Source organism: Rhodococcus globerulus NBRC 14531 (assembly GCF_001894805.1).
Lineage (GTDB): Bacteria > Actinomycetota > Actinomycetes > Mycobacteriales > Mycobacteriaceae > Rhodococcus_F > Rhodococcus_F globerula.
On sequence record NZ_BCWX01000003.1, the window covers coordinates 1,018,011 to 1,043,150 of the forward strand.

The 25,140-nt window shown below is 61.6% G+C and carries 28 protein-coding genes; 18 read left to right on the forward strand and 10 right to left on the reverse strand.

From position 1 onward, the window contains the following. Positions 1-56 precede the first annotated feature (56 nt). Positions 57-1,028, reverse strand: coding sequence for a pseudouridine synthase (locus RG2_RS20065; RefSeq protein WP_033234487.1), 972 nt, complete (start codon positions 1,026-1,028; stop codon positions 57-59). A 517-nt stretch (positions 1,029-1,545) separates the two neighbouring features. Between RG2_RS20065 and RG2_RS20070 the strand changes: the two genes are divergently transcribed. Beyond that, the gene (locus RG2_RS20070) at positions 1,546-2,472 is read left to right on the forward strand and encodes a glycoside hydrolase family 43 protein (RefSeq protein ID WP_051730501.1); all 927 of its coding nucleotides are present in this window, start codon (positions 1,546-1,548) and stop codon (positions 2,470-2,472) included. A gap of 26 nt (positions 2,473-2,498) precedes the next feature. Here the strand turns inward: RG2_RS20070 and RG2_RS20075 are convergent, their stop codons facing one another. Next, positions 2,499-3,341: a PE-PPE domain-containing protein gene (locus RG2_RS20075; RefSeq protein ID WP_033234611.1), complete on the reverse strand. Its 843-nt coding sequence runs from the start codon at positions 3,339-3,341 to the stop codon at positions 2,499-2,501. Positions 3,342-3,450: 109 nt separating this feature from the next. On the opposite strand from RG2_RS20075, the gene RG2_RS20080 reads away from it, so the two are divergent. The 7 genes from RG2_RS20080 to RG2_RS20110 all read left to right on the forward strand — a co-directional run bounded on the left by RG2_RS20080 (position 3,451) and on the right by RG2_RS20110 (position 8,110). Beyond that, on the forward strand, positions 3,451-4,416 hold the full coding sequence (locus tag RG2_RS20080) for an L-lactate dehydrogenase (protein ID WP_033234485.1): 966 nt from the start codon (positions 3,451-3,453) through the stop codon (positions 4,414-4,416). A gap of 40 nt (positions 4,417-4,456) precedes the next feature. Next, on the forward strand, positions 4,457-4,840 hold the full coding sequence (locus RG2_RS20085) for a phage holin family protein (protein WP_033234484.1): 384 nt from the start codon (positions 4,457-4,459) through the stop codon (positions 4,838-4,840). A gap of 20 nt (positions 4,841-4,860) precedes the next feature. After that, entirely contained in the window at positions 4,861-5,205 is a 345-nt protein-coding gene (locus tag RG2_RS20090) for a VOC family protein (protein WP_230590148.1), read from the forward strand. Between the two features lie 79 nt (positions 5,206-5,284). Next, positions 5,285-5,761, forward strand: a complete 477-nt coding sequence (locus tag RG2_RS20095) for an SRPBCC family protein (protein ID WP_033234482.1) — start codon at positions 5,285-5,287, stop codon at positions 5,759-5,761. 32 nt (positions 5,762-5,793) lie between these two features. After that, the gene (locus RG2_RS20100; protein ID WP_033234610.1) at positions 5,794-7,131 is read left to right on the forward strand and encodes a WS/DGAT domain-containing protein; all 1,338 of its coding nucleotides are present in this window, start codon (positions 5,794-5,796) and stop codon (positions 7,129-7,131) included. 12 nt (positions 7,132-7,143) lie between these two features. Next, positions 7,144-7,707 carry a mismatch-specific DNA-glycosylase gene (locus RG2_RS20105; protein ID WP_033234481.1) on the forward strand — a complete coding sequence of 188 codons (564 nt, stop codon included), beginning with the start codon at positions 7,144-7,146 and terminating at the stop codon, positions 7,705-7,707. A 52-nt stretch (positions 7,708-7,759) separates the two neighbouring features. Next, positions 7,760-8,110 carry a hypothetical protein gene (locus RG2_RS20110; RefSeq protein ID WP_033234480.1) on the forward strand — a complete coding sequence of 117 codons (351 nt, stop codon included), beginning with the start codon at positions 7,760-7,762 and terminating at the stop codon, positions 8,108-8,110. 61 nt (positions 8,111-8,171) lie between these two features. On the opposite strand, the gene RG2_RS20115 is transcribed toward RG2_RS20110, so the two are convergent. Further along, positions 8,172-9,869, reverse strand: coding sequence for a fumarate hydratase (locus tag RG2_RS20115; RefSeq protein ID WP_033234479.1), 1,698 nt, complete (start codon positions 9,867-9,869; stop codon positions 8,172-8,174). Positions 9,870-10,041: 172 nt separating this feature from the next. On the opposite strand from RG2_RS20115, the gene RG2_RS20120 reads away from it, so the two are divergent. The 6 genes from RG2_RS20120 (at position 10,042) to RG2_RS20145 (ending at position 15,910) form a co-directional block, all read left to right on the forward strand. Next, positions 10,042-11,064, forward strand: a complete 1,023-nt coding sequence (locus RG2_RS20120) for an alpha/beta hydrolase (protein WP_033234478.1) — start codon at positions 10,042-10,044, stop codon at positions 11,062-11,064. 10 nt (positions 11,065-11,074) lie between these two features. Continuing rightward, positions 11,075-12,082, forward strand: coding sequence for an alpha/beta hydrolase (locus RG2_RS20125; RefSeq protein ID WP_045069438.1), 1,008 nt, complete (start codon positions 11,075-11,077; stop codon positions 12,080-12,082). Between the two features lie 70 nt (positions 12,083-12,152). Then, on the forward strand, positions 12,153-12,626 hold the full coding sequence (locus RG2_RS20130) for a VOC family protein (RefSeq protein ID WP_033234476.1): 474 nt from the start codon (positions 12,153-12,155) through the stop codon (positions 12,624-12,626). Positions 12,627-12,732: 106 nt separating this feature from the next. After that, a complete protein-coding gene (locus RG2_RS20135; protein WP_033234475.1) occupies positions 12,733-13,497 on the forward strand; it encodes a CPBP family intramembrane glutamic endopeptidase in 765 nt (254 codons plus the stop codon). 51 nt (positions 13,498-13,548) lie between these two features. Continuing rightward, positions 13,549-14,949, forward strand: coding sequence for an amidohydrolase family protein (locus RG2_RS20140; protein WP_033234474.1), 1,401 nt, complete (start codon positions 13,549-13,551; stop codon positions 14,947-14,949). 1 nt (position 14,950) lies between these two features. Next, the gene (locus RG2_RS20145) at positions 14,951-15,910 is read left to right on the forward strand and encodes an antibiotic biosynthesis monooxygenase (RefSeq protein WP_033234473.1); all 960 of its coding nucleotides are present in this window, start codon (positions 14,951-14,953) and stop codon (positions 15,908-15,910) included. On the opposite strand, the gene RG2_RS20150 is transcribed toward RG2_RS20145, so the two are convergent. Next, the gene (locus RG2_RS20150; RefSeq protein ID WP_033234609.1) at positions 15,898-16,125 is read right to left on the reverse strand and encodes a PLDc N-terminal domain-containing protein; all 228 of its coding nucleotides are present in this window, start codon (positions 16,123-16,125) and stop codon (positions 15,898-15,900) included. The genes RG2_RS20145 and RG2_RS20150 overlap by 13 nt on opposite strands. Before the next feature lie 841 nt (positions 16,126-16,966). On the opposite strand from RG2_RS20150, the gene RG2_RS20155 reads away from it, so the two are divergent. Continuing rightward, the gene (locus RG2_RS20155) at positions 16,967-17,731 is read left to right on the forward strand and encodes a DUF1906 domain-containing protein (RefSeq protein WP_033234472.1); all 765 of its coding nucleotides are present in this window, start codon (positions 16,967-16,969) and stop codon (positions 17,729-17,731) included. Here RG2_RS20155 and RG2_RS20160 read toward each other — a convergent pair. Together RG2_RS20160 and RG2_RS20165 are read right to left on the reverse strand one after the other, a co-directional pair. Continuing rightward, positions 17,718-18,218: a nuclear transport factor 2 family protein gene (locus RG2_RS20160; protein ID WP_033234471.1), complete on the reverse strand. Its 501-nt coding sequence runs from the start codon at positions 18,216-18,218 to the stop codon at positions 17,718-17,720. The genes RG2_RS20155 and RG2_RS20160 overlap by 14 nt on opposite strands. Before the next feature lie 246 nt (positions 18,219-18,464). Next, on the reverse strand, positions 18,465-19,928 hold the full coding sequence (locus RG2_RS20165; protein WP_051730500.1) for an MFS transporter: 1,464 nt from the start codon (positions 19,926-19,928) through the stop codon (positions 18,465-18,467). A gap of 75 nt (positions 19,929-20,003) precedes the next feature. On the opposite strand from RG2_RS20165, the gene RG2_RS20170 reads away from it, so the two are divergent. After that, positions 20,004-20,495: a MarR family winged helix-turn-helix transcriptional regulator gene (locus RG2_RS20170; protein ID WP_045069445.1), complete on the forward strand. Its 492-nt coding sequence runs from the start codon at positions 20,004-20,006 to the stop codon at positions 20,493-20,495. Here the strand turns inward: RG2_RS20170 and RG2_RS20175 are convergent. The 3 genes from RG2_RS20175 to RG2_RS20185 all read right to left on the reverse strand — a co-directional run bounded on the left by RG2_RS20175 (position 20,486) and on the right by RG2_RS20185 (position 22,188). Next, positions 20,486-20,785, reverse strand: a complete 300-nt coding sequence (locus RG2_RS20175) for a hypothetical protein (RefSeq protein WP_045069448.1) — start codon at positions 20,783-20,785, stop codon at positions 20,486-20,488. The two genes, RG2_RS20170 and RG2_RS20175, sit on opposite strands and share 10 nt — an antisense overlap. 79 nt (positions 20,786-20,864) lie before the next feature. Continuing rightward, positions 20,865-21,626 carry an Rv1157c family protein gene (locus RG2_RS20180; RefSeq protein ID WP_033234469.1) on the reverse strand — a complete coding sequence of 254 codons (762 nt, stop codon included), beginning with the start codon at positions 21,624-21,626 and terminating at the stop codon, positions 20,865-20,867. A gap of 262 nt (positions 21,627-21,888) precedes the next feature. Beyond that, positions 21,889-22,188 (reverse strand): 4a-hydroxytetrahydrobiopterin dehydratase, encoded by a 300-nt coding sequence (locus RG2_RS20185; RefSeq protein WP_033234468.1) that lies wholly within the window; start codon positions 22,186-22,188, stop codon positions 21,889-21,891. Between the two features lie 16 nt (positions 22,189-22,204). Between RG2_RS20185 and RG2_RS20190 the strand changes: the two genes are divergently transcribed. After that, positions 22,205-22,648, forward strand: a complete 444-nt coding sequence (locus tag RG2_RS20190) for a (deoxy)nucleoside triphosphate pyrophosphohydrolase (RefSeq protein WP_051730499.1) — start codon at positions 22,205-22,207, stop codon at positions 22,646-22,648. Here the strand turns inward: RG2_RS20190 and RG2_RS31885 are convergent. Then, complete coding sequence (locus tag RG2_RS31885; RefSeq protein ID WP_092807195.1) at positions 22,626-22,802, reverse strand: hypothetical protein; 177 nt, start codon at positions 22,800-22,802, stop codon at positions 22,626-22,628. The genes RG2_RS20190 and RG2_RS31885 overlap by 23 nt on opposite strands. Before the next feature lie 336 nt (positions 22,803-23,138). Between RG2_RS31885 and typA the strand changes: the two genes are divergently transcribed. Next, the gene (gene typA, locus RG2_RS20195) at positions 23,139-25,046 is read left to right on the forward strand and encodes a translational GTPase TypA (protein ID WP_033234466.1); all 1,908 of its coding nucleotides are present in this window, start codon (positions 23,139-23,141) and stop codon (positions 25,044-25,046) included. Positions 25,047-25,140 lie beyond the last annotated feature (94 nt).

Sequence of the window (25,140 nt, forward strand, 5' to 3'; positions counted from 1 at the left end):
CGCTCGCGTGGGTTATCAGCCGCGCGTATGCATAATCGCCCTGCGGCGTCTGGTCCTCACCCTGCTGGAATTTCGCTGAGCGTCCGACGTGTGACAAACCGACGCGCTTTCCCCGACAACGGATCGTTGAATTCGAGTTCCCGCGCGAGCAATTGGAGTGGGAGGGAATGATCGTCCGGGGCGTCGGGCAACAGGTCGGGGTATCGCCGGTCGCCCAGGATCCCGGCGCCGAGAGCCGCCAAATGCACCCGCAACTGATGCATCCGTCCGGATTGCGGACGTAGAACCGTGTGCAGCACAGTACGTCCGGAGGCGCTCACGCCCGTCCCTCGCGCCTCGATCATGGTCTCGGAGTTAGGTTCACGGCTGTCGTCGACGAGGACCCGCAACTCGCCGCGCCGAGCTTCGATGTGGTTGCGGTAGACGAGGGGACCGTTGGATTCGCTGAGCCCCGGTGCGCCCTGGACCCACCGGGGCGGTCGCGCCGACACCGCCTCGTAGACCTTCGTGACCTGCCGCTTCTCGAACAGTGACTGGTATGCGCCGCGTGTCGCGGGGCGGGCCGAGAACATCACCACCCCTGCGGTGCCGCGGTCGAGTCGATGGATCGGGGTCAGATCTGGGTTGTCGAGGCGGACCCGCAGTCGGACAAGCGCGGACTCGCGCAGGTAGCGCCCACTGGGGGTGGTCGGGAGAAAATGTGGTTTGTCGATCACGACGAGGTCGTCGTCGACGTGCAGGATCTCCTCGTGGAACGGCACCGGGTCCTCCGCCGGTAACTCGCGGTAATACCAGACGAACCGGTGCGCGCTGAGCTCGGTGCTCCGGCAGATCGGGTGGCCGTCGATACCCACGAACTCGCCGTCGTCGAACCGCCGATACAGGTTTTCGGCGTCCAGATGGTCGAACTTCGCCACGACGTACTCGGCGATCGTCGCCCACGGCCCGGACGGTGGGATGCGTAGGCGCGTCGGGCCAACTCCGTTCTTGACGGGCAGTGGTGGGGACATGGACACGCAGGTCATCATCCCATCGACTGCTGATCAGCGGTGATTCGGTGTGGGCCTTGACGGAGACGTCCCCGCGGGGACGCCGGGACCAACTCGGAGCGGTGGCCACCCAGAGATTCTCGGTTCAGGAAAATCCGAAGTGCGCGTCTGATTCCTACACGCGACGACCCGAGGCCCTCAGCCGGGACAGCTGTTCGACCAACCTGAGGCGATGTTCTCTGAACCTCCGGACTGCATCACCGTTGCCGGTGAGTTCCGCGTCAGCCAGTAGGTATTCACAGTTGTCCAGCTGATCCGCCAAGGTCATCACCTGAAGTCACCTTTCATCGCCTGAATAAGTACCGATTCAGAATGCGGGCGGGGGACGGCTGGAGACATCCGCTGAACTACCTATCCAGGTACCTATAACGGCGTCCTCGCCATCGTCGGTAACGATCCAGCGACACCTGCGGTCAAAGTTGCGCATGGTTCGCCTGTTGTCGTAGATACTTCACCGGTGAATCCGACAAAACGGACCGTCCTTTCTGCTGTATCGATGGTGATGCTTGTTGTCGCGGGATTGCTCGTCGCAGCCCCGGCCAGCGGCGCCGAACCGCCCGCCTGGCGGTACACGATGGTGGCGTTCAGCAATGCCAGCGATCGCGACATGGATGTATTCGAGTCCGCGGACGGCACTGGATTCCAACTCGTCAAACCGTCGGCGTATCGGCCCCCGTCCGGGCTGGTACGTGATCCGAGCATCTTCCGGAATACAGACGGAATGTATTACCTCACCTACACAACGGGCGGAACGAGTATCGGCTTCGCGCGCAGTAGCGACCGCATCACCTGGACACCTCTGGCGAACTATTCACTCCCGTTCTGCTGTGCCTTCATGCCAGGCACCGGGGACGGCACGGGTTCAGCGAGCCCGCCGGGTTTCTCGGGGTCGGCCGGCTTCAGCGACGGCCCGTCGTTGTCACCGTTCGTCACCAAAGCCTGGGCGCCCGAGTGGTTCGTCGACGGCGGCCGCGTCAACGTCATCGTGTCTATGTCGACCGGTGGAGGATTTGTGCCGTATCTGATGACGGCACTGGAACCGTCGCTGCGGTTGTGGAGCCTGCCTGTTCCGCTCGCCGGGATCGGTGCGGACCACATCGACACCACCGTGGTCAAGGTGGGATCGACCTATCATGCGTTCACCAAGAACGAGACGAAGAAGGTCATCGAGCATGCGGTCGCGCCGTCGGCGACGGGACCCTATTCCTTTGTCCCGCCGGGAAATTGGGGCACCTTGGTGGAGGGCCCAGCCTTGGCTCAGTTGCCGGACGGCACCTGGCGGCTCTATCTCGACGCCTATACCGAGGGGAAGTATCTCTATTCCGACAGCACGGATGGGTTGAGCACGTGGTCTGACGCGCAAGAGCTTCCGGGTCTGTCCGGGACGGTGCGCCATATCGGAGTGATGAGAGAGCCGGCGTAGCGGCGCCTACCCGCAGGGCTGCAGATTCAGGCTGCGGGGACGTGCTCCCTGACGTCCTGAGCCTGTGCCGTCATCCAATCAGCCAGCACTTGGCAGCCCGTGCGTCCGCTGGCGTCGAAGGCCTCGCTCGCATAGCTGACATGCCGGCCGCCACGGGGGTTCCGGATCTGAAAGCGTCGCCAGCTCACAAGGCTCGGTAGGTATCCGAGGACTTCGAGGAAGGCGGTGCGTAGGCGTCGTAGATCTTTGCGCCATTGGCTCGGGCTGAAGCGAGTCTTCTGTGCGTTCTGAAATGTGTTGCTGCGGAGTAGTTCCCACACCTTGTTCGCCCACACTCGCGCTTGGGTGAAGGACATCCAGCCGGTGAGGTCGGCGATGTCGCGAATGTAGCTGTCGTCGCTGGCATTGCAGATCAAGTCCTGCGGGTGTCCGATCCACTTGGCGGGAATCCACGACGGGATTTCCGGGCCGTCGCCGGCAACGCCGTACCCGTCGCAACCTGGGAGAACCCCGACAGGTTGCTGCGGGTCGGAGATCAGCCCGATCCCGATGATGTTGCTGCCGTTCGCTTCTGGCAGGGCGGCGCGAATAACCGAGCATCCCTGGGAGTATCCGATGAGCATGACGGGTCCGCGGACCTCGGCGAGAGCTGCCAAGAGTGCCCGGGCGCCCATTTCGGTGCTCCGGCGAAAACTGGAGCCGCCGTCGGCAACAGGTCCGTACGATGCGGGGTAACTCACCCACTTCGCGTCGAACCGATCGTCGAGTTCACGTGTGACAGCGCTCAGTAGTCCGACAACGTGGGTGCGGGTGTCACCGTCGTACGACTCGCCGGTGCCGCCGACTGCAAAAACCGTTACCTCTGTCATGTTCACCATGGTCTACGGCAATTCTGAGAGGTCTGCGATCAAAGCCTGAGAGAACGCTGGCAATCCCGATATCCTGCAGAATCGTTATAAAGGGCGCACCATCAAAGCTATGACGACGGCATATCGCTCTCGGAAGAAGAAGGTTTCCATCGTCGGCGCCGGCAGTGTCGGCACGGCTATCGCCTATGCGTGCCTCATCCGCGGATCAGCGGACGTACTGGCCCTCTACGACACAAACGCCGCGAAGGTGCGAGCGGAAGTGCTCGATCTCAACCACGGCACTCAGTTCACCCCACCGTGTTCGGTGGACGGTGGTGACGACATCGCGGTCACCGCAGGGTCCGATCTGGTTGTAGTGACAGCCGGAGCCAAACAGAAACCCGGCCAGTCCCGTCTCGAGTTGGCGGCGGTCAACGTCAAGATCGTGCAGACCTTGACGGAGCAACTTCTCTCGCAGTCGCCCGAAGCAATCATTCTTTTTGTCAGCAATCCCGTCGACATCGCGACGTACGCAGCGGTTCAGGCCGCGGGTCGGCCGTACCGTCACCGGATTTTCGGATCCGGGACGGTGTTGGATACAGCACGTCTGCGCTTTCTCATGGCGTCGAAGTTGGGCGTGGCGGTCGAGAATGTGCACGCCTTCATCGTTGGCGAGCATGGGGACTCCGAAATTCCTTTGTGGTCCAGCGCCACCATCGGCGGGGTTCCGGCGACGGCATTTGTGGGTCCTTCGGGGAACACACTCGACAGCGCGATCCGTGACGAGGTCGCGACCGCGGTGGTGCAAAGCGCGTATCAGATCATCGAGGGCAAGGGCGCGACCAATCTGGCCATCGGATTGTCGAGCGCCTTCATGGTGGAGGTGGTGTTGCGCGACGAGCAGCGGGTGCTGCCGATTTCGACCCTGCAGAACGGGGTGCACGACCTCGAAGGGGTATGTCTGTCGTTGCCAACGCTGGTTGGTGGCGGCGGAGCCGGCCGAGTGCTGGAGGTGCCGTTGTCGGAAGGTGAACGCGAGGGTCTGCATGCGTCGGCGCGGGCATTGCGCGACGTTCAGGATTCTCTCGGATTGTGAAGTGCTGCCGTGACGTATATCGGGCATATAGGATCGGTTAATGATTAGTTTTCTGATTCGCGCCGCGATATTCCTCGGGTCTGCCGCGGTCGGACTTCTTGTTGCGACGTGGTTGCTTTCGGGGTTTTCTGTGAGCGCGTCGGGTTTCATCACGGCGGTTGTCATCTTTGCGATCGCGCAGTCGGTCCTGTCGCCGTTCATCGCCAAAATGGCTAAGCGCCACGCGCCGGCATTCCTCGGCGGAATCGGGTTGGTCTCGACTTTCGTCGCTCTGCTGATCGCATCGATTTTCGGCGGGCTGACAATCACCGGTGTGTCGACGTGGATTATGAGCACGGTCCTCGTGTGGCTTGTCACGGCCCTCGCGACTCTGCTGCTCCCACTCATCTTCGTGCGTAAGAAAGTTGCGGAGAAGAAGGCTTAGCGATGCACCCGGATATCGGAATGGACTACACAGTCCTGGACTGTCCGGATCCGGCTGCGCTGGCACGCTTCTACGAACAGGTTCTCAGATGGAGAATTGTTCGCGCGGAGGATGATTGGCACGTCATCGAAGGCCTGCCAGGTCAACGACTCGCGTTTCAACTTGCCCCGGGTTTTGTTCCGGTGGACTGGCCGAAGGTGGGTGTGGGAATCCACCTCGATCTCCTGGTAGAGGCTTTCGACCCGGCCGAGGAGTGGGTACTGAGCCTCGGAGCGCAACGCGTCGACGGGATTGCTGAGCATCCGACTTTCCGGGTCTACCGCGACCCGGTCGGCCATCACTTCTGCCTGTGCCTGCGCGATTGAGTTCTGTCTCGACGGCGGCAGCGTCACGGTGGATAATTCCGTCAGACTGATCGCCCCGAGAACTTCTGGAGAGACGACTATGGCTTCACCGAATTCCGACGAGTTTCTTGTCGAACGCTCCGCTGTGATCAATGCGGAGGCTGCCACAGTCTTCGATCTGATCAACGACTTCCACCGCTGGACCACCTGGTCCCCGTGGGAAGGACTGGACCCGGCGATGCAGCGGACATACTCGGGACCGGATTCCGGTGTTGGTGCGTCGTACGCCTGGTCTGGCAACAAGAAGGCCGGTTCAGGCTCGATGAAGATCACCGAATCGGTGCCGGGTAGCCGTGTTGTCTTGGATCTTTCCTTCCTCAAACCGTTCAAAGCGCAGAACGTCACGACGTTTCTTCTCGAACCGCAGGACAGTTCGACTCGGGTGACATGGCAAATGACAGGGAAGAAGAACTTCTTCTTCAAGATTTTCGGATTCATTTTCAGCATGGACAAGATGGTGGGCAAGGACTTCGAGAAGGGCCTTGCACAGTTGAAAGCCGAAGCCGAAAAGGGCTGATGCCGCGGTGGTACCGTCACCCGGTGTTACGGATGACGCCCACCGACGCCCAAACTTTCTGGATTTCGGAAAAGATCCCCAACGATCAACTCCTGCTGTACTGCTTCGAGGGGCAATCGGAATCGCTCGAGGATGTACGACGCGCGGTCCTCGATCGCGCGTCGTCGATTCCGGATCTGTGCGTGCGGATTCGTGAAGTGCCGTGGCATCTGGATTATCCGCTGTGGGAACCGATGCCGGTCGACCAGTCGTTGGTCGTGACGCATCGACTTCCCGACTCTTCGTGGGAGCAGTGCATCAATGCGATCGAGGTGTTGCTCGAGAACCACGTCAATCCGCGCGCGACACCCTGGCTGCTGCATCTTTTCGAAGGCGTGCACGGCGCACCGCGCTGCGACGGCCCTGCGTTGATTGCCGTTCTGCAAGTGGCTCATTCGCTGGCGGACGGCAAGCGGGCGAGTGCTGTTGCCCGCACGCTGTTCTCGGCAGACGAGCCGAAAACCACAGAGATCGACAGACGCTCGATCAGTTCGGTAGAAATACTCGCCCGGGCGGCACTGCGCCTGCCCAGCCAGATCTACCGACTGTTTCGCGACGGCCGCGCGGGTCATCAGGCTCAGCTACAACTCCAGGCCGATACCGAGTCGGGAGTTGTTGCGCCGCAGGCCCCGAACCGTCCGAAGGTTACCTCGAACATCGCCCCGGATGCGCACAGGCTTGTTCGGATGGTCGTGCGCGACGCGGCAGATCTCCGAGCCGACGGGGTCTCCGTGACAGTGGGGGCGATGACGGCTATCTCGGTGGCCATGACCAAGTACCTGCTGGCCGCCGATGGCGTCGTTCCTCCTGAGTTGGGCGCGGAGGTCACGATCGCGAAGGATGGAAAACCGAAATCGCGCAACCACTTCCGGAACGCAGGTGTCGGTTTGTTTCCGGAGGTGGCCGATCTTCGCGAGCGAGCCGAACGCATCACGGAATCGCTGGCCGAGCGCCGAGCGCGAGCAGCGCACCCATCCAGTGCGGCGTCGGACCGGGCGCTCGAGGCTGTTCCGGGGCCGCTGATTCGTTGGGGCGTGCAGCAATACGACTTCACCGCGATTCCCGAGACGGTGACGGGTAATACGGTGGTGTCGAGTGTTGCTCGCGGAGCCGCGGACTTGGTGTTCGGCGGCGCAACGGTGCGATTCACGGCAGGGTTTCCGAGCCTGTCGCCGGTCATGTCACTCACTCACGGTGTCCATGGAATCGGTGACACCGTGACCATCAGCATCACAACCAGTCCGTCGGCGATTGCGGATATCGATCACTACGAACAGTTGATGCATGACGCGATCGACGAGGTGCGCGATACCTTTGCGCGGCGGGTCTGATGTACTGGCGCTATGGGATTCACGCGCGCGGAGTTGGAGTCGTATCGCGACGCCGAGATCGACGATCTGATCGGACCGGGTTGCCGATTGCTGTTCGTGGGTATCAACCCGGGATTGTGGACGGCGGCAACTGGTGCGCATTTTGCGAGGCCGGGTAACCGTTTCTATCCGGCGTTGTTGCGGGCAGGCATCATCGAACGCCCGATAGATCCGTCAGACGGTATGTCGGCAGCAGACACACAACACCTGATCGATCGGGGAGTGGGCATAACGAATCTCGCTGTGCGGGCAACGGCGCGGGCCGATGAATTGACGCCGGAGGAGCTGGCGGCGGGTGGAGTTCGGGTGCGAAACATCGTGCAGGACACCAAGCCTGTTGTTGTTGCCTTCGCCGGGATCACCGCCTATCGAACAGCTTTCGGCAACAAGAAAGCCAAGGCCGGCCATCAGGACCATGATTTCGAGGGGGCGAAACTCTGGATCGTGCCCAATCCGAGTGGGCTCAATGCGCACGAAACGGTGGATACGCTCGCCGCTAAATACCGCGATGCGGCCCGGGACGCCGGAATCCTGTAACTGATAGCGGAGTTCGGTAAAAGCGGCGTGAACTAGGCGCTACAGTGCAGATATGTCATTTCTTTACAATATCTTTGTAGTTATTCACCTGCTCGGTATGGCGGCCCTTGTCGGTAGCTATTTCACAGTCCTGAAGGCTCCGAAGATCACCGAGGTCATGGTCTGGGGTGCACGCCTCCAGTTCCTGTCCGGTCTCATCATCGTCGGACTCGGCGAAGGTGCCCTGGACAAGAACTACATTCACGCGAAAATCGCTGTGAAGCTTGTACTTTCACTGGCCATCGTCGCGTTGGCGGAGATCACGCGGGCCAGGCAGAAGAAGGGGCAGCCAAACCCCAACCTGGTACACGTGGTCGGTGGACTGTCCGTCGTGACTGTTTTTGTGGCTGCTCTCTGGACCTGACAAACCCACAAACAAGCCCCGGCGAATCGGAATTCGCCGGGGCTCTTTGCTATTGAACTGTCTACAGACCCGGACGCTTGCCGATCGTCAGGGTTACTTCACCGGTATGGGCAAAGAAGTCGTTGCCCTTGTCGTCTACGACGATGAACGCGGGGAAGTCCTCGACGTCGATCTTCCAGACGGCTTCCATACCCAGTTCGGCGTACTCGAGGATGTCGACCTTCTTGATGCAGTCGAGTGCCAGACGAGCCGCCGGTCCACCGATCGATCCGAGGTAGAAACCGCCGTGGGTGTTGCACGCGTCGGTGACCTGCTTGGAACGGTTTCCCTTGGCCAGCATGATCATCGAGCCACCGGCGGCCTGGAACTGCTCGACGTACGAGTCCATACGGCCGGCCGTGGTCGGGCCGAACGAACCGGAGGCCATTCCATCCGGAGTCTTGGCAGGTCCGGCGTAGTACACCGGGTGATCCTTGAGGTACTGCGGCATTTCCTCGCCGGCGTCGAGGCGCTCTTTGATCTTGGCGTGCGCGATGTCGCGGGCCACGACCAACGGACCGGTGAGCGACAGACGCGTCTTCACCGGGTGCTTGGACAGCTCGGCGAGGATCTCGGCCATGGGCTTGGTGAGGTCGATCTTGACCGCTGCGCCCTTGCCGGTTCCGGAGATTCCGTCGGTTTCGGAGTCGAGCTGCGCGTCGGTGACCTCGGGCAGGAAACGGCCCGGGTTGAATTCGAGCTGTTCGAGGAAGACACCCTCGGGCGTGATCTTCGCCTTGGCCTGGCGGTCTGCGGAGCACGACACGGCAATGGCAACGGGCAGCGAAGCGCCGTGGCGGGGGAGACGGACGACGCGGACGTCGTGGCAGAAGTACTTACCGCCGAACTGTGCGCCGATGCCGATCTTCTGCGTGAGCTCGAAGACCTTCTTCTCGAGTTCGTGATCGCGGAAGCCGCGGCCCGTGATGGCGCCTTCGGTGGGGAGCTCGTCGAGGTAGTGCGCGGACGCGTACTTGGCCGTCTTCATCGCGAACTCGGCAGACGTGCCACCGACGACGATCGCGAGGTGGTACGGCGGGCACGCTGCGGTACCGAGCGAGCGGATCTTTGCCTCGAGGAACTGCATCATCGAGTCGGGGTTCAGGATCGCTTTGGTTTCCTGGTACAGGTAGGACTTGTTTGCGCTGCCGCCGCCCTTGGCCATGAACAGGAATTTGTACGAGTTCTCGTGTCCGGCAGCAGTATCGGCGTACAGCTCGATCTGCGCGGGGAGGTTGTTTCCGGTGTTCTTCTCGTCCCACATCGTGATGGGGGCGTTCTGCGAGTAACGCAGGTTGAGGCGTGTGTAGGCGTCGTACACACCGCGGGCGATGGACTGCTCGTCATCACCGGGGGTCAATACGTGCTGTCCGCGCTTGCCCATGACGATTGCGGTACCGGTGTCCTGGCACATCGGGAGAACACCAGCGGCTGCGATGTTTGCGTTCTTCAGGAGATCGAGAGCAACGAACTTGTCGTTGTTGGATGCCTCGGGATCGTCGAGGATGCTCGCCAGCTGCGTCAGGTGATCGGTGCGCAGGTAATGGGAGATGTCGTGCAGAGCCGTTTCGGTCAGCAGACGCATCGCTTCGGGCTCGACCTTCAGGAAGGTCCGACCGTCCGGGCCTTCGACTGTCGACACCCCTTCAGTGGTGAGCAGTCGGTACTCGGTGGTGTCCTCACCGATCGGCAACAGGTCCTCATAGAGGAAGTCGGCCATCTTTTCTCCTGAACAAGGGTGCGTGCGAAGGTCCCGTTCAGGTTATCGTTGGGGGTTTTCCTCGATTACGCCGGGCGGTCGGACGGTAGTCGTGACTGGGTCGTTTGCCCTCGAAACGGAGCATTTCGGGCAATAATGTCCATCTGTGCTCGGCAACTCGAGGGACGTTTTCATGAGAGGTATCCGCATAGCGCGTGCATTGATCGGTGCTGCGACGGCCGCAACCGTTCTCTTTGTCGTGTCGTCGCCGGCAGTGGCCGAGACGGGCGGTCCACGCGTGATCAGCGCCGTACCCGCGGAAGGCCGTCTCGTCGACGTCGTCGTGTATTCACCGTCGATGGATCGCGGAATTCCGGTCCAGGTGCTTCGCCCAGCCGACACGTCGACACCCGCGCCGACGCTGTATCTGCTCAACGGGGTGGATGGTGGGAAGAACGACGCGACATGGTCGGTACGTACCGACGTGCCGGAGTTCTTCGCCGACAAGCACGTCAACGTGGTCACTCCATTGGACGGGGCGTTCAGCTATTACACCGATTGGTTGCGGCCGGATCCGGGGCTCGCACAGATCAACGACAACAACGGCGTGAACAGGTGGACCACGTTTCTCACGTCGGAACTGCCGCACGTGATCGACGAGTACTTCGATACGACGGGCGAGAACGCACTCGGGGGGATCTCGATGGCGGGTACGTCGGTGTTGAATCTGGCGATGAGTGCGCCGACGGTCTACAACAGCGTCGCTTCGTTCAGTGGATGCGCGATGACCAGTCCCGGTCCGGGACAGGATTTCGTCAAAGTGGTCGTCGGGATCGGTGGGGGTAACCCCGAGAACATGTGGGGGCCGTACAACGACCCAGCGTGGGTTGCACACGATCCGGTGGTGAATGCGGAGAAGCTACCGCGAATTCCGATGTACATCACGACCGCAACGGGCATCCCCGGCCCGTACGACACGTTGGCAGATCCGCGAATCGACAACGACGTCGCGGTGCTGGCAGCGACGCTGGCTCTGGGTGGGGGCATCGAGGCTGCGACACATTTCTGCACAATGCAGCTGGCGGCTCGCACCACCACACTGGGCATGGATAACATCCGATACAACATCAAACCGGCCGGTACCCACTCGTGGGGCTACTGGCAGGACGACCTGCACGATTCGTGGCCGATGTTTGCCGCGTCCCTCGGCTTGTAAGGACTTTTGCATGCGTATGTCTCAGATCGCACTGGCGTGTGCCGTGTCGCTGGCGTCGGTCGTGGCTCTCCCGATCGTTGCGAGCGCGGACGAAGCAGCGCCGCCGGCACAAACCGTGTCCGCCGATGCGTCGCCGCGAATCGCCGCGACCACTTCGGTGTCGGAGCGGGAAGTGCTGCTCGACGTCGACAGTCCGGCGATGGGCCGCACGATGGCCGTGCGGGTGTTTCTCCCGGCCGATAGTTCGGAGCCTCGGCCCGTTCTGTACCTGCTCGACGGAAACTCGGGCCAGATCGAGGACAACAACTGGTTCGAACCGACGAAGGGCAATGCTCGGGAGTTCTTCGCGGACAAGAACGTTTTTGTGGTTGCGCCGATCGGCGGAACCGGAACCATGTACACCGATTGGCAGGAAGACCACCCGAAATTCGGCAAGCTCAAGTGGGAGACATTCCTGACCAAGGAATTGCCGCCCTTGATCGACGGGGCGTTCGACACCAGTGGGCGCAACGCGATCGGTGGCATCTCGATGGGGGCCGAGGCCGCGCTCATGCTTGCCCAGCGGGCACCGGATCTGTACGACGGGGTAGCTGCCTACAGTGGGTGCTACACGACGGTGGGTGGATTCGGTAAGGCTCTGACGGACCTTGTTGTCATCAACGGAATGGCCACATCGGAGCAGATGTGGGGTCCGGTGGACAGCCCCGCGTGGCGCGAGCACGACATCTTTGCCAACGCGGACAAGCTTCGCGGCACAAAGGTGTACCTGTCATCGGGCACAGGATTGCCGGGTCCCCACGAAACACTCGAGACGCCCGACCTTGCTCGGGTCGTTGTCGTCGGTGGTGTCATGGAACTCGGCGCCAATCTGTGTACCGATCAGATTTCCGGTGTGCTCCGCAGTCACGGCGTCGACGTCACGCGCAGCGCGCAACCGGTGGGCACACACGGTTGGCCGTATTGGTCCGACGAACTGGCGCGTTCCTGGCCGGTGATCGAGTCGGCTCTGTTCGACTGAACTACCCGATGATTTCCGGCGGCCGCGACGGTCTATCCCTATGAAGACCGACCCGACCTAAGGAGTAGTCATGCCCTCGATCACCCCGTGCCTGTGGTTCGACACGCAAGCGGAGGAAGCAGCACAGTTCTACATCTCGGTTTTCGGCAAAGGGAAAATCATCGGAATCGAGCGATACGGCGAGGGATCTCCGTCCGGTCAACCGGCAGGCTCGGTCATGACGGTGGTGTTCGAACTCGACGGACAGCGATTCACCGGGTTGAACGGCGGACCGATGTTCACGTTCTCGGAGGCGGTGTCGTTCGAGATTCCGTGCGCCGACCAGGCTGAAGTCGACCACTACTGGTCGGCTCTGACCGAGGGCGGTGAGGAAAGCCAGTGCGGTTGGCTCAAGGACAAGTTCGGTCTGTCGTGGCAGGTGGTGCCGAACCGATTGATCGAATTGATGCAGGATCCCGATCGCGCAAAAGCCCAGCGTGTGATGGACGCGATGATGCAGATGAAGAAGATCGACGTGGCAGAACTCGAACGTGCCGCACTCTGAGAGTCGACTGTGAGTGTCGACGCAAACCTGGCGGGCACATCAGCGCCGTCGGTACACTTGAATGAGTGAATTTTCAGCTAACTGCGGCGATGGGTGACGGCCTTATATGAGTTTTTCAACCGTGTCCGATGCTGCTGTCCTGAACACGGCCCCGTCTACCTCGCGTCCTCGCGTCCACGCGTACATCGACATCGCGGTGGTCATCGCGGTTCTGGTGGGAACCAATCTGATTGCGCACTTCACCACGGTGTGGGCGAGCATCGCGACGGTTCCGATCTCGGCGCTTGTGCTCCTCGCGATGAGCAAGCGCAGAGGGCTGGGCTGGGCGGAGTTGGGCCTGTCCCCGAAGCATCTCAAAAGCGGTTCGAAGTACGCACTCATCGCAGTCGGACTGGTTCTGACCGTCGTGGCGGTCGGCGCGTTGCTGCCGCTGACCAGGCCGTTCTTCATGGCTGATCGTTACGCGACCATCTCGGGCGCCATCATCGCGTCGATGATCATCATTCCCCTGCAGACCGTCATTCCGGAGGAATTGGCCTTCCGCGGTGTCCTGCACGGGACGCTTAACCGGGTCAGTGGCTTCCGGGGCGTCGCCGCAGCGGGTTCGTTGACGTTCGGGCTGTGGCACATCGCGTCGTCGATGGGTCTGACCAGTGGAAACGCGGGACTGTCCGGCTTCCTCGGTAATGGGGTCGTCGGCCAGATCGCCGGTATTCTCGGCGCGGTTCTGGCCACCGCAGCGGCCGGTCTCGTCTTCACGTGGCTTCGCCATCGAAGTGGCAGTCTTCTTGCGCCCATCGCATTGCACTGGTCCCTGAACGGCGCGGGCGCTTTGGCCGCAGCGTTCGTGTGGCACGCCACCATGAACTGATCCGGACAATTCGAACGCGCGGTATCGCCGCGACTGTGATTTGCTCAATGAGTGATACAGCTGCATCGGGGCCATATCTTCCACATTTCCGGTAGCCCGACGGTCGAGGGCGCGGCCGACGCGCTCGTCTCTCTCCCCGACGGTGTGCTCGCGATCGACGACGCCGGTGTTGTGGCTTTCTGTGGTGAATTCGACGCGTTGCCGCAGCATCTGCACGGCGGCGACGTCCACGATCATCGCCCAGGGTTTCTGCTGCCCGGATTCATCGACACTCACGTTCACTTTCCGCAGATCTACGCCGGTGACGCCTACGGCGGTGGACAACTACTCGAGTGGCTCGATCTCTGCGTGTTCCCCTCGGAATCACGATTGGCCGATCCGGAATTTGCCGCGCACGCCGCTGCCGCGTTCTGCGCTCGCCGGATAGCCACCGGAACTACCGCGGCAATGGTCTTCGGTTCCGCTTTTCCGCATGCGCAGGACGCGCTGTTCGCGGAAACTCAGCGAACCGGGCTTCGCCTCGTCAGCGGCCGTGGCATCCAAACCACGGGGCCCGAATCTGCAGCCGCGCTCATCACGTCCGAGGACGACGCGATCACACTGACCCGCGACGAGATCGATCGGTGGCACGGTGCGGACACCGGTGACGTTGACACTGCTCTCCTGCACGTTGCCGTCGTACCGCGGTTTTCTCTGGCCGTAACGACGGAGACCTTGAAGAATCTGGGGGAGTTGTACGACTCGGTGCGAGGCCGTGGCGTGTACTTCCACAGTCACCTCAACGAGAACAACAGGCCGGGCACAGGCGAAGTGGCGACGACGCTCGAGCGTTACCAGGTTCAGTCGTACCTCGATACGTACGACGGCAAGTTCCTGCCAGGCTCCGAAGTCGGTGGCAAGTCTTTCCTCGGACCCCGCGCAATTCTTGCGCACTCCGTCCACTGCCAGGATTCCGAATTGGCTCGGATGGCGGAGACCGGAACGTCGATTGCTCATTGCCCGACGTCGCAGCAGTTCCTCGGTTCCGGCACGATGCCGTGGAAGCGAACGGTGGCGGCGGGAGTCAACATCGCGATTGGTTCGGACTTCGGCGGCGGCGACGAATTCCTCCTGTCGCGGGTTCTGGGCGACGCTTTCAAAGTGCACATCTCGGAGGAGGGCGACAGCGCGCTTTCGCTCCACCCGGCCGAATTGCTGTTCACGGGAACACTGGCCGGAGCGCGTGCGCTGGACATGGAGAACCGCATCGGAAACCTCGACGCCGGTAAAGAGGCAGATTTCCTCGTCGTTGATCCGGCCGGGTGGCCGGCGCTGGGCAGTCTGATCAACTTCGGCACGCGGTCGCCTGATCCGATTCTGGCGCGTGATCAAACTCTGTTCGGATTGTTGATGGCGATGCGTGAGCCGGCGATCTCGCACGTGTACGTCCAGGGTCGCAGGGTGTCGACCTGACGTGTCCGGTTCGGCGACGGTTGTCACGGCCTATCACCGCCCCGAGAACGGTGGCGACGAGCTGTTCGCTGAGTGGGCCGCTCAGGCCGTCGTAACGGCAAAATCGGCTCGGGGTTATCTCGGCAGCGCAGTCAGTGACGGTTCAGAGCTTTCCGATTACGGTGTGTCCCATACCTTTTCCGGCGTCGACGAGCTGCATGGCTGGCTCGACTCTCCTGAGCATGCACGCGTCGTGGAGGACGGTGTGGCGCGCGGGGTCCGGGCCAAGAGTTCGGACCTTGTCCTTGTGGACGATGCCGTGCCGCCGCCCGGCATCGGCGTGTACGACCACACGGTTGTCGCCGGACGGCAAGACGAATTTCTGCGGACCCAGCATCGCCTGATCGCGGAAAGTTCGCGTTTCTCGGGGTACGAGAGTGCATTGCTGCTGTGCTCGACTGCCGATGCGACGCGGTGGCAATCGGTTCTGCGCTTCCGGACGGAACCGCAACTGTCCGCGTGGATGCGATCGGAGCAGCGGGCGGCGGTGTTGCCTGCGCTTCGCGAGGAGTTGGCGGAAGACTTCACCGAATCCGTGCGCTCCACCCCTTTCGGCACGATCTTGCGCACCGAGAACGGGCAGACGCGGGCGACTCCGAACTGGAAGACCGCGATGATCATTCTTCTGGTCCTCTACCCGACAGTGATGACGTTGTCGCGATTTCTCGGTCCGGTGCTCGACGGGATCGGCGCACCGCCCTGGCTGTCGATGTGGCTGAGCCAGATCGTCAGCGTCGGGGCGATGACGTGGTTCCTGATGCCGGCGGCGACGCGTCGGTTCGGTCGATGGCTCGACCCGTTCGACGGAGCGAAACTACGCACGAACGTCCTCGGCACCGCCGCTGTCCTGGCGATATATGCCGGGACGCTCGGGCTGTTCGCTTCCGTGAAGTGGTTGCAGTTCTGGGACTACTTCGACTGAATCCTGCCGCGCCGGAAGTACGTGATCGGTCCGAAAAAGTTGATCGCGATGATCGCTGCCCATTTGGCCTTACTGCCGTTGACCGCCGCACGATCGCGCTTCGCGAGATCGGCCCAGGCGGCGATTGCCAGAATCGACTGGATCGACCCCATCACGATCACAATGCGTCGTTGGCGCGGTGAGAGTTCACTCCATGACTTCTTGTTGCGGCTCATGACATCAACTGTGCCCGATGCGTCTGCAACGGCCCGGACATTTGGTGTGAATAGCATCACGTTCTGGGAGGTCGGGTTTGTTTCGGGCTTCGTTTCGATCGGCCTCGACAGGCATCGATGTTCTGTTAATCGCAGCCGTGGCTGAAGAGTTGCGCGGCATGGCGTCCGTGCGCCGATCGGCCTCGCGGGGAATCGTCCCATTCCTGGTCAGGGCGGCGCTAGTGCTGAAACAGGAACAATTAAGTTAGGCTTACCAACATCATTTGGCCGAATTGAGAGATTGCGAAGTAATAACCACTAATGGAAACCGTGTTCGGATATCGTTAAAAATAGGGCGAATTATCTCGATCGGATCACGCCTCCTGGGCGTTACCTGTGAATATGCGTTTGCCGCCTAGGTCCGAAGATGTAACGTCCCGGACACATTTGGTGTCGCGGAAGTAACGGAAGACCTCTAGTCTTAGTCCAGCAGGTCAGCAAGAGGGCCTGTTAGACCACTGATGTTTCATCTTCGACAGGAGTTAACACATGACCAGCGCTGAACTCTCGGGCCAGTTCTCTTTCATCACCGACTTCCTCAGCAACGCATCTGACCTGTTCAGTGCTCTGACGTTCTTCACGTCGCTCAGCTGATAACTTCCGGCCGCTACGGCCGATGACGATGGCCCTCGAAACGAAAGTTTCGGGGGCCATCGTTTTTGTTGTCGCTGGTCACGGCGGTGGTGTGGCTGGTGTTGGTCAAGTGCAAGGCGGTGGCCTTGTGACTGTGGTGCAATCGAGTGAATAAAGAAACTCGACTTTCCGCCTAGATCGGGCGGGATACGCCGATGATCGGAGCAGTGTGCACGTCTCACGAAGAAGTTTGTTCAAGTACGCGGCCGCAGGTTCTGCCGCCGCTGGACTGGCCGCGCTCAGTGGCACGGCGACGGTGGCCAATGCCGGCTCGCTCGGAACTCTGCTCGACTACTCCGCCGGGGTCCCGTCGGCGCAGTCGATTCGGGCGGGCGGCTACGCGGGCGCGATCCGCTACGTATCCGACCGCCGCCCTGACGCAAACTGGATGGTGGGGAAGCCAGTCAAGGCGGGTGAAGTGAACGCTCTGACAGCAGCGGGACTGCAGGTCGTGTCCTGCTATCAGTTCGGAAAAAGTGCGACGGCCGATTGGCGTGAAGGCCGCGAAGGCGGCAAGAGGCATGCAACACGGGGCCTCGAATTGCACCGCCAAGCGGGTGGACCCGAGGGGCGTCCGATCTACGCGTCCATCGACGACAACCCGTCGCCGGCCGAGATCAACAACCTCATCAGGCCCTATCTCGAGGGATGGGCGTCGGTAGTCGGCAATCAGAATCTTGGTATCTACGGAAACACCGGCGTGCTCGACGCGATGATCGGCGTGGGGGTCGGAACCTGGTACTGGCAACATAATTGGGGCTCGCCGAAGGGCTACGTCCATCCTCGGGCGCACCTGCATCAGTTCGAGATCGACAAGCGCACGGTCGACGGTATCGGCGTCGACCTGAATTCGATCCTTGCTCTCGACTACGGGCAGTGGTCATTGGCCGGTTCGATCGTGCCCAACATTCCGATCGGCTCTATCGCACCATAGCGCCGAATTTTGCCAACCAGGCGCGGGCATCCTCGGGAAGGTTGCCCGCGGCTTCGGCGGCCAAGCACCAGGCTTTGGTCATCGCCAGGAAATTCATCGGGTTGTATGCGTCTTCCTCGCGGGAGAACAATCCGTCTCCGGCGTAGTGCAGGATCGTGATGTTCGCGGCGCCGTGAGTGGATCCGTCGCCCGGGTCTTCCATAGGATTGTCGATTTCGCAGATGATCCACCCGCGCTCCTCGTCGATCACGTACCAGTTTGCGGGGAACTCCGTCATGCGTTTTCCAGGGAACTCGGTCATCGTGCGGGTGACCCACTTGCGCACGGCCTCACGGCCGTTGAGGGTCCCGAAGGCATGCTCGACGTAGACGACGTCTTCGGTGAACATGTCGGCAAACGCATTCCAATCGCCGCTGCGCGTGCATTCGACGACGGTGTTCTGGAAACCCGTAAAGGCCTGATCGAGTTCAGCGCGTGTCCATGCCATGTGTGACTCCTCGGGTAGACGACCGAGTCAAATTAGAACATGTTCTCGTGTCCGAGAGGTGCGGATTCGGCCGATCTTGTGTTGCGGTACCGTCGTTGACGGGTCGGGACCCGTATTTGCGAGAGGAAATATTTTCATGGAGTTTCTCATCGACTTCATCTACACCCTGCTGTCGAAGCTGCAGATTGCCGGCAGCATCGAAGGCGCTTCGGAGAAGTAGCACCTCCCGCAGTTCTTACGGCCGTGTCATTCTTGCGGCCGCGACGTGGTTGATTCCCTGTGCGGCGCTTTCCGTTTGGGAATCAACCACGCGAAGATCATCGCTACGGCCGCCGCGACAATCGAAATCACGAACGTGGCTTTGAACATATCGAGCGTGGGGTAGACGCGGTCGTGGACCATGATGGTGGCACCGGCAAGCACAACGCTCACCACGGCGGCGGAACTCGAGGTTCCGATCGACCGCATCAGTGAGTTCAAACCATTCGCGGCAGCCGATTCCGTGATCGGAACCGAGCTCATGATGAGGGCCGGCATCGCCGAGAATGTCAGTCCCACACCAGCTCCGATCACCATTCCGGCCAGCGCGACTTGCCACACCGCGGACGTCGCGAAGAGGGCGGCGACGTAACCGAGTCCGATGACCAGCGATCCGGTCAGCAAGGTGATGCGCGGACCCTTCCAATCCGAGATGCGGGCGGAAACGGGGGAGAGTGCCATCATCACCAGTCCGGCGGGTGCGAGTACCAGGCCGGTGGTCACCATCGACAATCCGAATCCGTAGCCGGTGTCCTTCGGAGCCATGAGAAGTTGTGGCAACGACAGCGAATTCCCGTACATCGAAAAGCCGATGGCAATGGATGCGAGGTTGGTGAACAGCACTTGTTTACGTGCCGCGATTCGCAGATTCACCAGCGGCGCACTGCGTCTGAGCTCCCAGAAGCCCCACGCCACGAAGATGACGACCGACGACGCCAGTAGCCCCAGGGTCTTGGGATCGGTCCATCCCCACGTGCCGCCCTTGGTGATCGGCAGGAGCAGGGCGATCAGGGCAGCGGCCAGGCCGAGGGCGCCGACGAAGTCGAAACGTCCCGGCTTGCGGACGGATGACTCGGGAATGACGAAGAACACCAACAACATACAGAGGCAACCCAGAGCCGCGGACACGACAAACAGGAAGTGCCAATCGGCGCTCTGAGCGATGAGCGCGGCGATGGGAAGGCCGACAGCGCCGCCGACGCCCAGGGTGGCGCTCATGACGGCCATCGCGCCGCCCACCTTCTTCGGTGGCAGAACGTCACGCAGGATGGCAATGCCCAGCGGGATGGCACCAACGGAGGCGCCTTGGAGCGCGCGCCCGATCACCAGCACGATGAGCGACGACGACAGCGCGCAGATGACGGAACCGAGAACCACCAGGCCGAGACTGACCAGGATCATGCGTTTCTTGCCGAACATGTCGCCGAGGCGGCCGCTGATCGGGGTGATGACAGCAGCGGCGAGAAGCGTAGCGGTGATGGCCCACGACGTGTCGGCCGGCGACGCGTTCAGCAGGCTCGGTAGCTGAGGGATGATCGGGACGACCAGCGTCTGCATCAGGGCGACGACGATCCCGCACAGGCCGAGGACAGTGAGGATCAATCGTGGGCGCGGGGACACTGTCGCGTCGACGGCTGTATCCGCGTTCGACGGATGGGCGTGAACGGACATTCGGCTCCCGAAGTATGTGGGTAGCGCTTGCCACCTATTCTGTGCACGCTACACATTCTGTGTATCCTGCACAACGTGACGAATGCGCACGGACAAAAGCCGGACCCAGACCGCGACCTTGTCGACATCGAATACGAGTTGACGCTGTTGTCGCGGTATCACGCCCTGGCACAGCGCGCCGAACTTCATCTGGACCGCTCGGCATACCTGCTACTCGGGCGCCTGGAACTACAACAACCGATGAGCTTGAAAGAGCTGTCCTGCGCCTTCGGATTGGACATCTCGACCATCAATCGGCAGATCGGCGCTCTCCGTCGCCAAGGCTTGGTCGAACGCGTCGAAGACCCGGACGGCGGACTCGCGAGAAAGGTCCGCCCCACCGAGTCCGGTCTGGCACAACTGCGCGCAGACCGTGAACATTCGACTGCCGGTGTGGCAAAGGTGGTGCGAAACTGGACGCCGGAGTCGCGTCGGGCGTTGGGTGACCTACTGCGGCACTTGAACCAATCGGTGGAAGAACTCGAAGGTCGGACCTGGCCGCGGCCGGCACCCGACGATCACGTCTGAGTGTGAGCTAGCGTCGAATCCGGTTCGGGCGCAATCACAACCAGTTTCGGCCGGTCGTCCGGCGACGAGTGATTTCCGCGCCACGACATCAGTGACCACCGAGACAGCGCGGAAAACGCCGATCCGAGACTGGCAAAGGAACCAGAGCTCAGGATCGACCCGGCCGAACCGATGCTGCCGATCGACAGTATCGAGAAGGCGCTGCCGATCGACAAGATCGAGTGAGTGCTACCGATCGAAAGAATCGATCCTTCGGAGCGGATCGACAGAATTGATCTGGAATGTCCCATTCCTTGGTCTATCACGAGCACTGCACACACAAAAGAGGCCCGCCGAAAATTCGGCGAGCCTCTTTGCGTCGTTTGTGGATCAAGCCACTGCGAACATACCTACGGTCGGCAGGAAGCTGCAGGTGATGCGATCTGCGCCTTCGGGCTGGGTGGTCAGCGAACCGCTGATCACGGACAGCACGCGTCCCGGGCCGGTGTCGGCGATAGCCGACAGGGTGGCGGGGCCGTCCGGGTTGATGCGAGCGGCCGTGGTGAGATTCTGCGTAGCGCTGCGACCGTTGTCGATGTTGATCCAGGTGACCGTCAGCGGGACGGGCTGGTCATCGGTGGCCGGAGCAGTGCCGAGCGCGGTGAAGACAAACCCGGCCTGACCTGCGGCAGGTCCCGGAGGCGGCAGGTGTGCCGGGCCGGGAACGGCAAGTGCGGTGCCGACGGAATCAGCCGTCGCGGAGATGCAGCCCTTACCAAGAGTCGGGTACAGGAACTGTGCGATGACGGGTGCGTTCTCGTCCGGAATCGCCGGTCCGCCGCCGCCGCTGCCGTCGAGGAAGGTGATGACCTTCTCGAGCGTCGCCTTGATCTCGGGCGGGAGTCCGGCGGAATTGAGAATCGCGCGAGCCTGTGCGAGCAGATCGGCCTGCGGATTGCCGGCAACCTGGGTGACGCCCTGGGCGTCGACGGGTCCTGCGGCTGCGCCGATGATGGCGGGAGCAAACGATGCCAGGAACTCGATCGGCACACTGTCCGGTGTGGGGGCGGGAGCCGGATCGGCCATTGCCTGTGCCGGCAAAGCCAGTCCTGCTGCTGCGGCAATTGCGACGGCGGTGAACGCCTTACGCATACCTCGGGTTCGAAGCACTGTTTCCCCATCCTTAGTCAGACCGCGCAGGCGCCGTAGCGACCGCGTTGACGGCTCGAGGGGTCACTCTATGTAAGAGAGCCCCGGGTTGTACAGCCGTTCAGTTTCTGAGCAGCTACGGATCCCGGTGGAGTCTATTACATGACTGGCCTCGAAATGATTGCTTGCAGACCATACCCTGTGACAGAAGTGATCAATGTGAATATTGATGCAACTGTTATGTCGGTTCAGGCGGTTTCAGACGTCAGTTTTTTGCCGAATCTGCGACGAGCGCATCGATCTTCCGAGCAAACTTCACGTCGAGCTCGGTAATGCCGCCCGCCGAATGTGTCGACAGTGTGTAGGTGACTTTCCGCCACCGGACGTCCATGTCGGGATGATGATCGGCGGCTTCGGCAGCTGCGGCGACGTCCTGAAGCAGCGCGACGGCTTCGGGAAATGTCGCGGATTCGACCACCCGCGCGATTGCATTATCGGATCTGTGCCAGTCGGGCAGTTCCGCGAGAGCAGCGTCGATCGCGGAATCGGACATCACGGAAGCCATACTCCATCATGGTGTCATGAGCGACGAGGCTGCAAGGGGTGGCGGGGCTCCCGACGAGTACGAGATAGTGGCCGGTGCAATCTTCCGTGATGGCCGGTTGTTGCTGGCGCAGCGCATCCGCCCGCCGGAGTTGGCGGGGATGTGGGAGCTTCCGGGTGGCAAAGTCGAGGCGTTCGAGACGCCGCAACACGCTCTCGAGAGAGAACTGGCAGAAGAATTAGGTGTTGTTGTCCGCTGCGGGCGTCGAATCGGCGTCGACGTTGCACTGGGTCGCGGACGAGTTCTGCGAGCGTATCGAGTGGACATCCTGGCCGGGGAGCCCGCGGCACTGGATCATGCGCAGCTTGCGTGGGTGGACGCCGACGATCTGGAAAAGTTCGACATGGTGGTGAACGATCAGGCGTGGATACCGGATCTGCTCACCGAATTGCGCAGGCTCAGGCTGCCCGAGCCATCTTGAGGCCGACCTTGAGTTCCTTCTTGGAGGCGCCGTTGTTCTCGAGCTTCCGCATCCGCATGATCACAACCGGGCACTTCACGCAGCGAGTCTTCTTGCGGCAGCACTTCTTCTTGGGCTTGAGCTGCGAAACTTTGCTTGGCTTAACTTTTCCCATGTGGCACTGCGTCTTTCCTTCAACGGCGATGGCGGAGAACCGCACTGCAGACAAGGTTAGCGTAACCTTAAAAGCGCTGAATTGCCAGCAAAAGATTCACCTGCTGCAGTAGTGGCGAAAATCACTATCTGCAGGTCGTGGCCGTGATAGAGGACGCACTTTGCGCGAGCAGGTCTTCGGAGCGAGTAGTATTTACTAGGCCGCGGTGCCTTCTCGAGGCGATTCGTGCACGTACTCGGATCACACATTCGTGCAGCGGCCACCAGAAGAGCCGTGCGATGCGAGTTTCGCGTGGCCGATTACTTAGCCGAATTACTCAGCCAGGAGAGCCATCGCGTGACCACCACCAGCTTCCGTAACGTTGCCATCGTCGCACACGTCGACCACGGCAAGACCACCCTCGTTGACGCCATGCTTCGTCAGTCCGGCGCCTTCGAGGAGCGCGCCGAGCTGGTCGATCGCGTCATGGACTCAGGAGACCTCGAGCGCGAGAAGGGAATCACGATTCTCGCGAAGAACACCTCCGTACACAAGCGCAACGACGACGGCTCGATCACCGTCATCAACGTCATCGACACCCCCGGCCACGCCGACTTCGGTGGAGAGGTCGAGCGCGGCCTGTCCATGGTCGACGGTGTCGTTCTGCTCGTCGACGCTTCCGAGGGCCCGCTTCCTCAGACACGCTTCGTGCTGCGCAAGGCGCTTGCTGCGTCGCTGCCCGTCATCCTGGTCGTCAACAAGACCGACCGCCCTGACGCCCGCATCGAAGAGGTTGTCTCCGAGGCACAGGATCTGCTCCTCGACCTCGCATCGGACCTGTCCGACGAAGCCGCCGAAGCCGCTGAGCTCGCGCTCGGTCTCCCCGTCCTCTACGCCTCCGGCCGTGAGGGCAAGGCCTCGACCGTGCAGCCCGAAAACGGCCAGGCACCCGACGCTGAAGACCTCACCGCACTTTTCCAGGTCTTGATGGAGTACGTCCCGGCCCCCAAGGGCACGTCCGACGCACCCCTGCAGGCTCACGTCACCAACCTCGACGCGTCCGCATTCCTCGGCCGCCTCGCGCTGGTTCGTATCCACAACGGTGAGCTGCGCAAGGGCCAGACAGTGTCCTGGTGCCGCGAGGTCGACGGCGAGCCCGTCATCACCAAGACCAAGATCACCGAACTGCTCACCACCATCGGTGTCGAGCGCGTTCCGGCAGAGGTTGCCTACGCAGGCGACATCTGCGCAGTGGCAGGCTTCCCGGACATCATGATCGGCGACACCCTCGCTGATCTCGAGAACCCGGTGCCGCTGCCCCGCATCACCGTCGATCAGCCGGCCATCTCGGTCACGATCGGCACCAACACGTCGCCGCTCGTCGGTCGCGTCAAGGGTCACAAGCTGACCTCGCGCATGGTCAAGGCTCGCCTCGACCAGGAGCTCGTCGGTAACGTCTCGCTCAAGGTCCTCGACATCGGTCGCCCCGATGCGTGGGAGGTCCAGGGTCGTGGAGAGCTCGCTCTCGCCATCCTCGTCGAGCAGATGCGTCGCGAGGGCTTCGAGCTCACCGTCGGTAAGCCGCAGGTTGTCACCCAGGTCGTCGACGGCAAGGTCCACGAGCCGTTCGAAGAGCTGACCATCGACAGCCCGGAGGAATACCTCGGCGCCATCACGCAGCTCCTCGCAAACCGCAAGGGCAAGATGGTCCAGATGTCGAACCACGGCCAGGGCTGGGTTCGCATGGAGTTCATCGTTCCTTCGCGTGGGCTCATCGGTTTCCGTACGGAATTCCTCACGGATACCCGCGGAACCGGTATCGCCAACGCCGTGTTCGACGGTTACGGCCCGTGGGCCGGCGAGATCCGTGCGCGCCACACCGGTTCGCTCGTTTCGGACCGCTCCGGCTCCGTCACCCCGTTCGCCATGATCCAGTTGGCTGACCGTGGAACGTTCTTCGTCGAGCCCGGCGCAGACACCTACGAGGGCATGGTCGTGGGCATCAACCCGCGTCAGGAAGACCTCGACATCAACGTCACCCGCGAGAAGAAGCTGACCAATATGCGTCAGTCTTCCGCAGACGTGATGGAGACCCTCGCAAAGCCGATCAAGCTCGAACTCGAAGCAGCCATGGAATTCTGCTCCGGCGACGAGTGCGTCGAGGTCACCCCGGAGGACGTCCGCGTCCGCAAGGTGCACCTCAACGCAACCGAGCGCGCTCGTGAGCGTTCACGCAGCAAGTCCCGCGACAAGGCTTCTCTGTAGTCTTTCGCAGTAACAATCATGACAAGGCGAATGTGCCTTTTGCTCGGTGTTCTTCCGGCAAAAGGTACATTCGCCTTCATGGTTTCCAGGCATC

Coding starts and splice junctions, on each gene's coding strand:
- RG2_RS20065 (WP_033234487.1), bottom strand. CDS start 1,028: ATGATGACCTGCGTGTCCATGTCCCCACCACTGCCCGTCAAGAACGGA.
- RG2_RS20070 (WP_051730501.1), top strand. CDS start 1,546: ATGGTGATGCTTGTTGTCGCGGGATTGCTCGTCGCAGCCCCGGCCAGC.
- RG2_RS20075 (WP_033234611.1), bottom strand. CDS start 3,341: ATGACAGAGGTAACGGTTTTTGCAGTCGGCGGCACCGGCGAGTCGTAC.
- RG2_RS20080 (WP_033234485.1), top strand. CDS start 3,451: ATGACGACGGCATATCGCTCTCGGAAGAAGAAGGTTTCCATCGTCGGC.
- RG2_RS20085 (WP_033234484.1), top strand. CDS start 4,457: ATGATTAGTTTTCTGATTCGCGCCGCGATATTCCTCGGGTCTGCCGCG.
- RG2_RS20090 (WP_230590148.1), top strand. CDS start 4,861: ATGGACTACACAGTCCTGGACTGTCCGGATCCGGCTGCGCTGGCACGC.
- RG2_RS20095 (WP_033234482.1), top strand. CDS start 5,285: ATGGCTTCACCGAATTCCGACGAGTTTCTTGTCGAACGCTCCGCTGTG.
- RG2_RS20100 (WP_033234610.1), top strand. CDS start 5,794: ATGACGCCCACCGACGCCCAAACTTTCTGGATTTCGGAAAAGATCCCC.
- RG2_RS20105 (WP_033234481.1), top strand. CDS start 7,144: ATGGGATTCACGCGCGCGGAGTTGGAGTCGTATCGCGACGCCGAGATC.
- RG2_RS20110 (WP_033234480.1), top strand. CDS start 7,760: ATGTCATTTCTTTACAATATCTTTGTAGTTATTCACCTGCTCGGTATG.
- RG2_RS20115 (WP_033234479.1), bottom strand. CDS start 9,869: ATGGCCGACTTCCTCTATGAGGACCTGTTGCCGATCGGTGAGGACACC.
- RG2_RS20120 (WP_033234478.1), top strand. CDS start 10,042: ATGAGAGGTATCCGCATAGCGCGTGCATTGATCGGTGCTGCGACGGCC.
- RG2_RS20125 (WP_045069438.1), top strand. CDS start 11,075: ATGCGTATGTCTCAGATCGCACTGGCGTGTGCCGTGTCGCTGGCGTCG.
- RG2_RS20130 (WP_033234476.1), top strand. CDS start 12,153: ATGCCCTCGATCACCCCGTGCCTGTGGTTCGACACGCAAGCGGAGGAA.
- RG2_RS20135 (WP_033234475.1), top strand. CDS start 12,733: ATGAGTTTTTCAACCGTGTCCGATGCTGCTGTCCTGAACACGGCCCCG.
- RG2_RS20150 (WP_033234609.1), bottom strand. CDS start 16,125: ATGAGCCGCAACAAGAAGTCATGGAGTGAACTCTCACCGCGCCAACGA.
- RG2_RS20160 (WP_033234471.1), bottom strand. CDS start 18,218: ATGGCATGGACACGCGCTGAACTCGATCAGGCCTTTACGGGTTTCCAG.
- RG2_RS20165 (WP_051730500.1), bottom strand. CDS start 19,928: ATGTCCGTTCACGCCCATCCGTCGAACGCGGATACAGCCGTCGACGCG.
- RG2_RS20175 (WP_045069448.1), bottom strand. CDS start 20,785: ATGGGACATTCCAGATCAATTCTGTCGATCCGCTCCGAAGGATCGATT.
- RG2_RS20180 (WP_033234469.1), bottom strand. CDS start 21,626: ATGCGTAAGGCGTTCACCGCCGTCGCAATTGCCGCAGCAGCAGGACTG.
- RG2_RS20185 (WP_033234468.1), bottom strand. CDS start 22,188: ATGGCTTCCGTGATGTCCGATTCCGCGATCGACGCTGCTCTCGCGGAA.
- RG2_RS20190 (WP_051730499.1), top strand. CDS start 22,205: ATGAGCGACGAGGCTGCAAGGGGTGGCGGGGCTCCCGACGAGTACGAG.
- RG2_RS31885 (WP_092807195.1), bottom strand. CDS start 22,802: ATGGGAAAAGTTAAGCCAAGCAAAGTTTCGCAGCTCAAGCCCAAGAAG.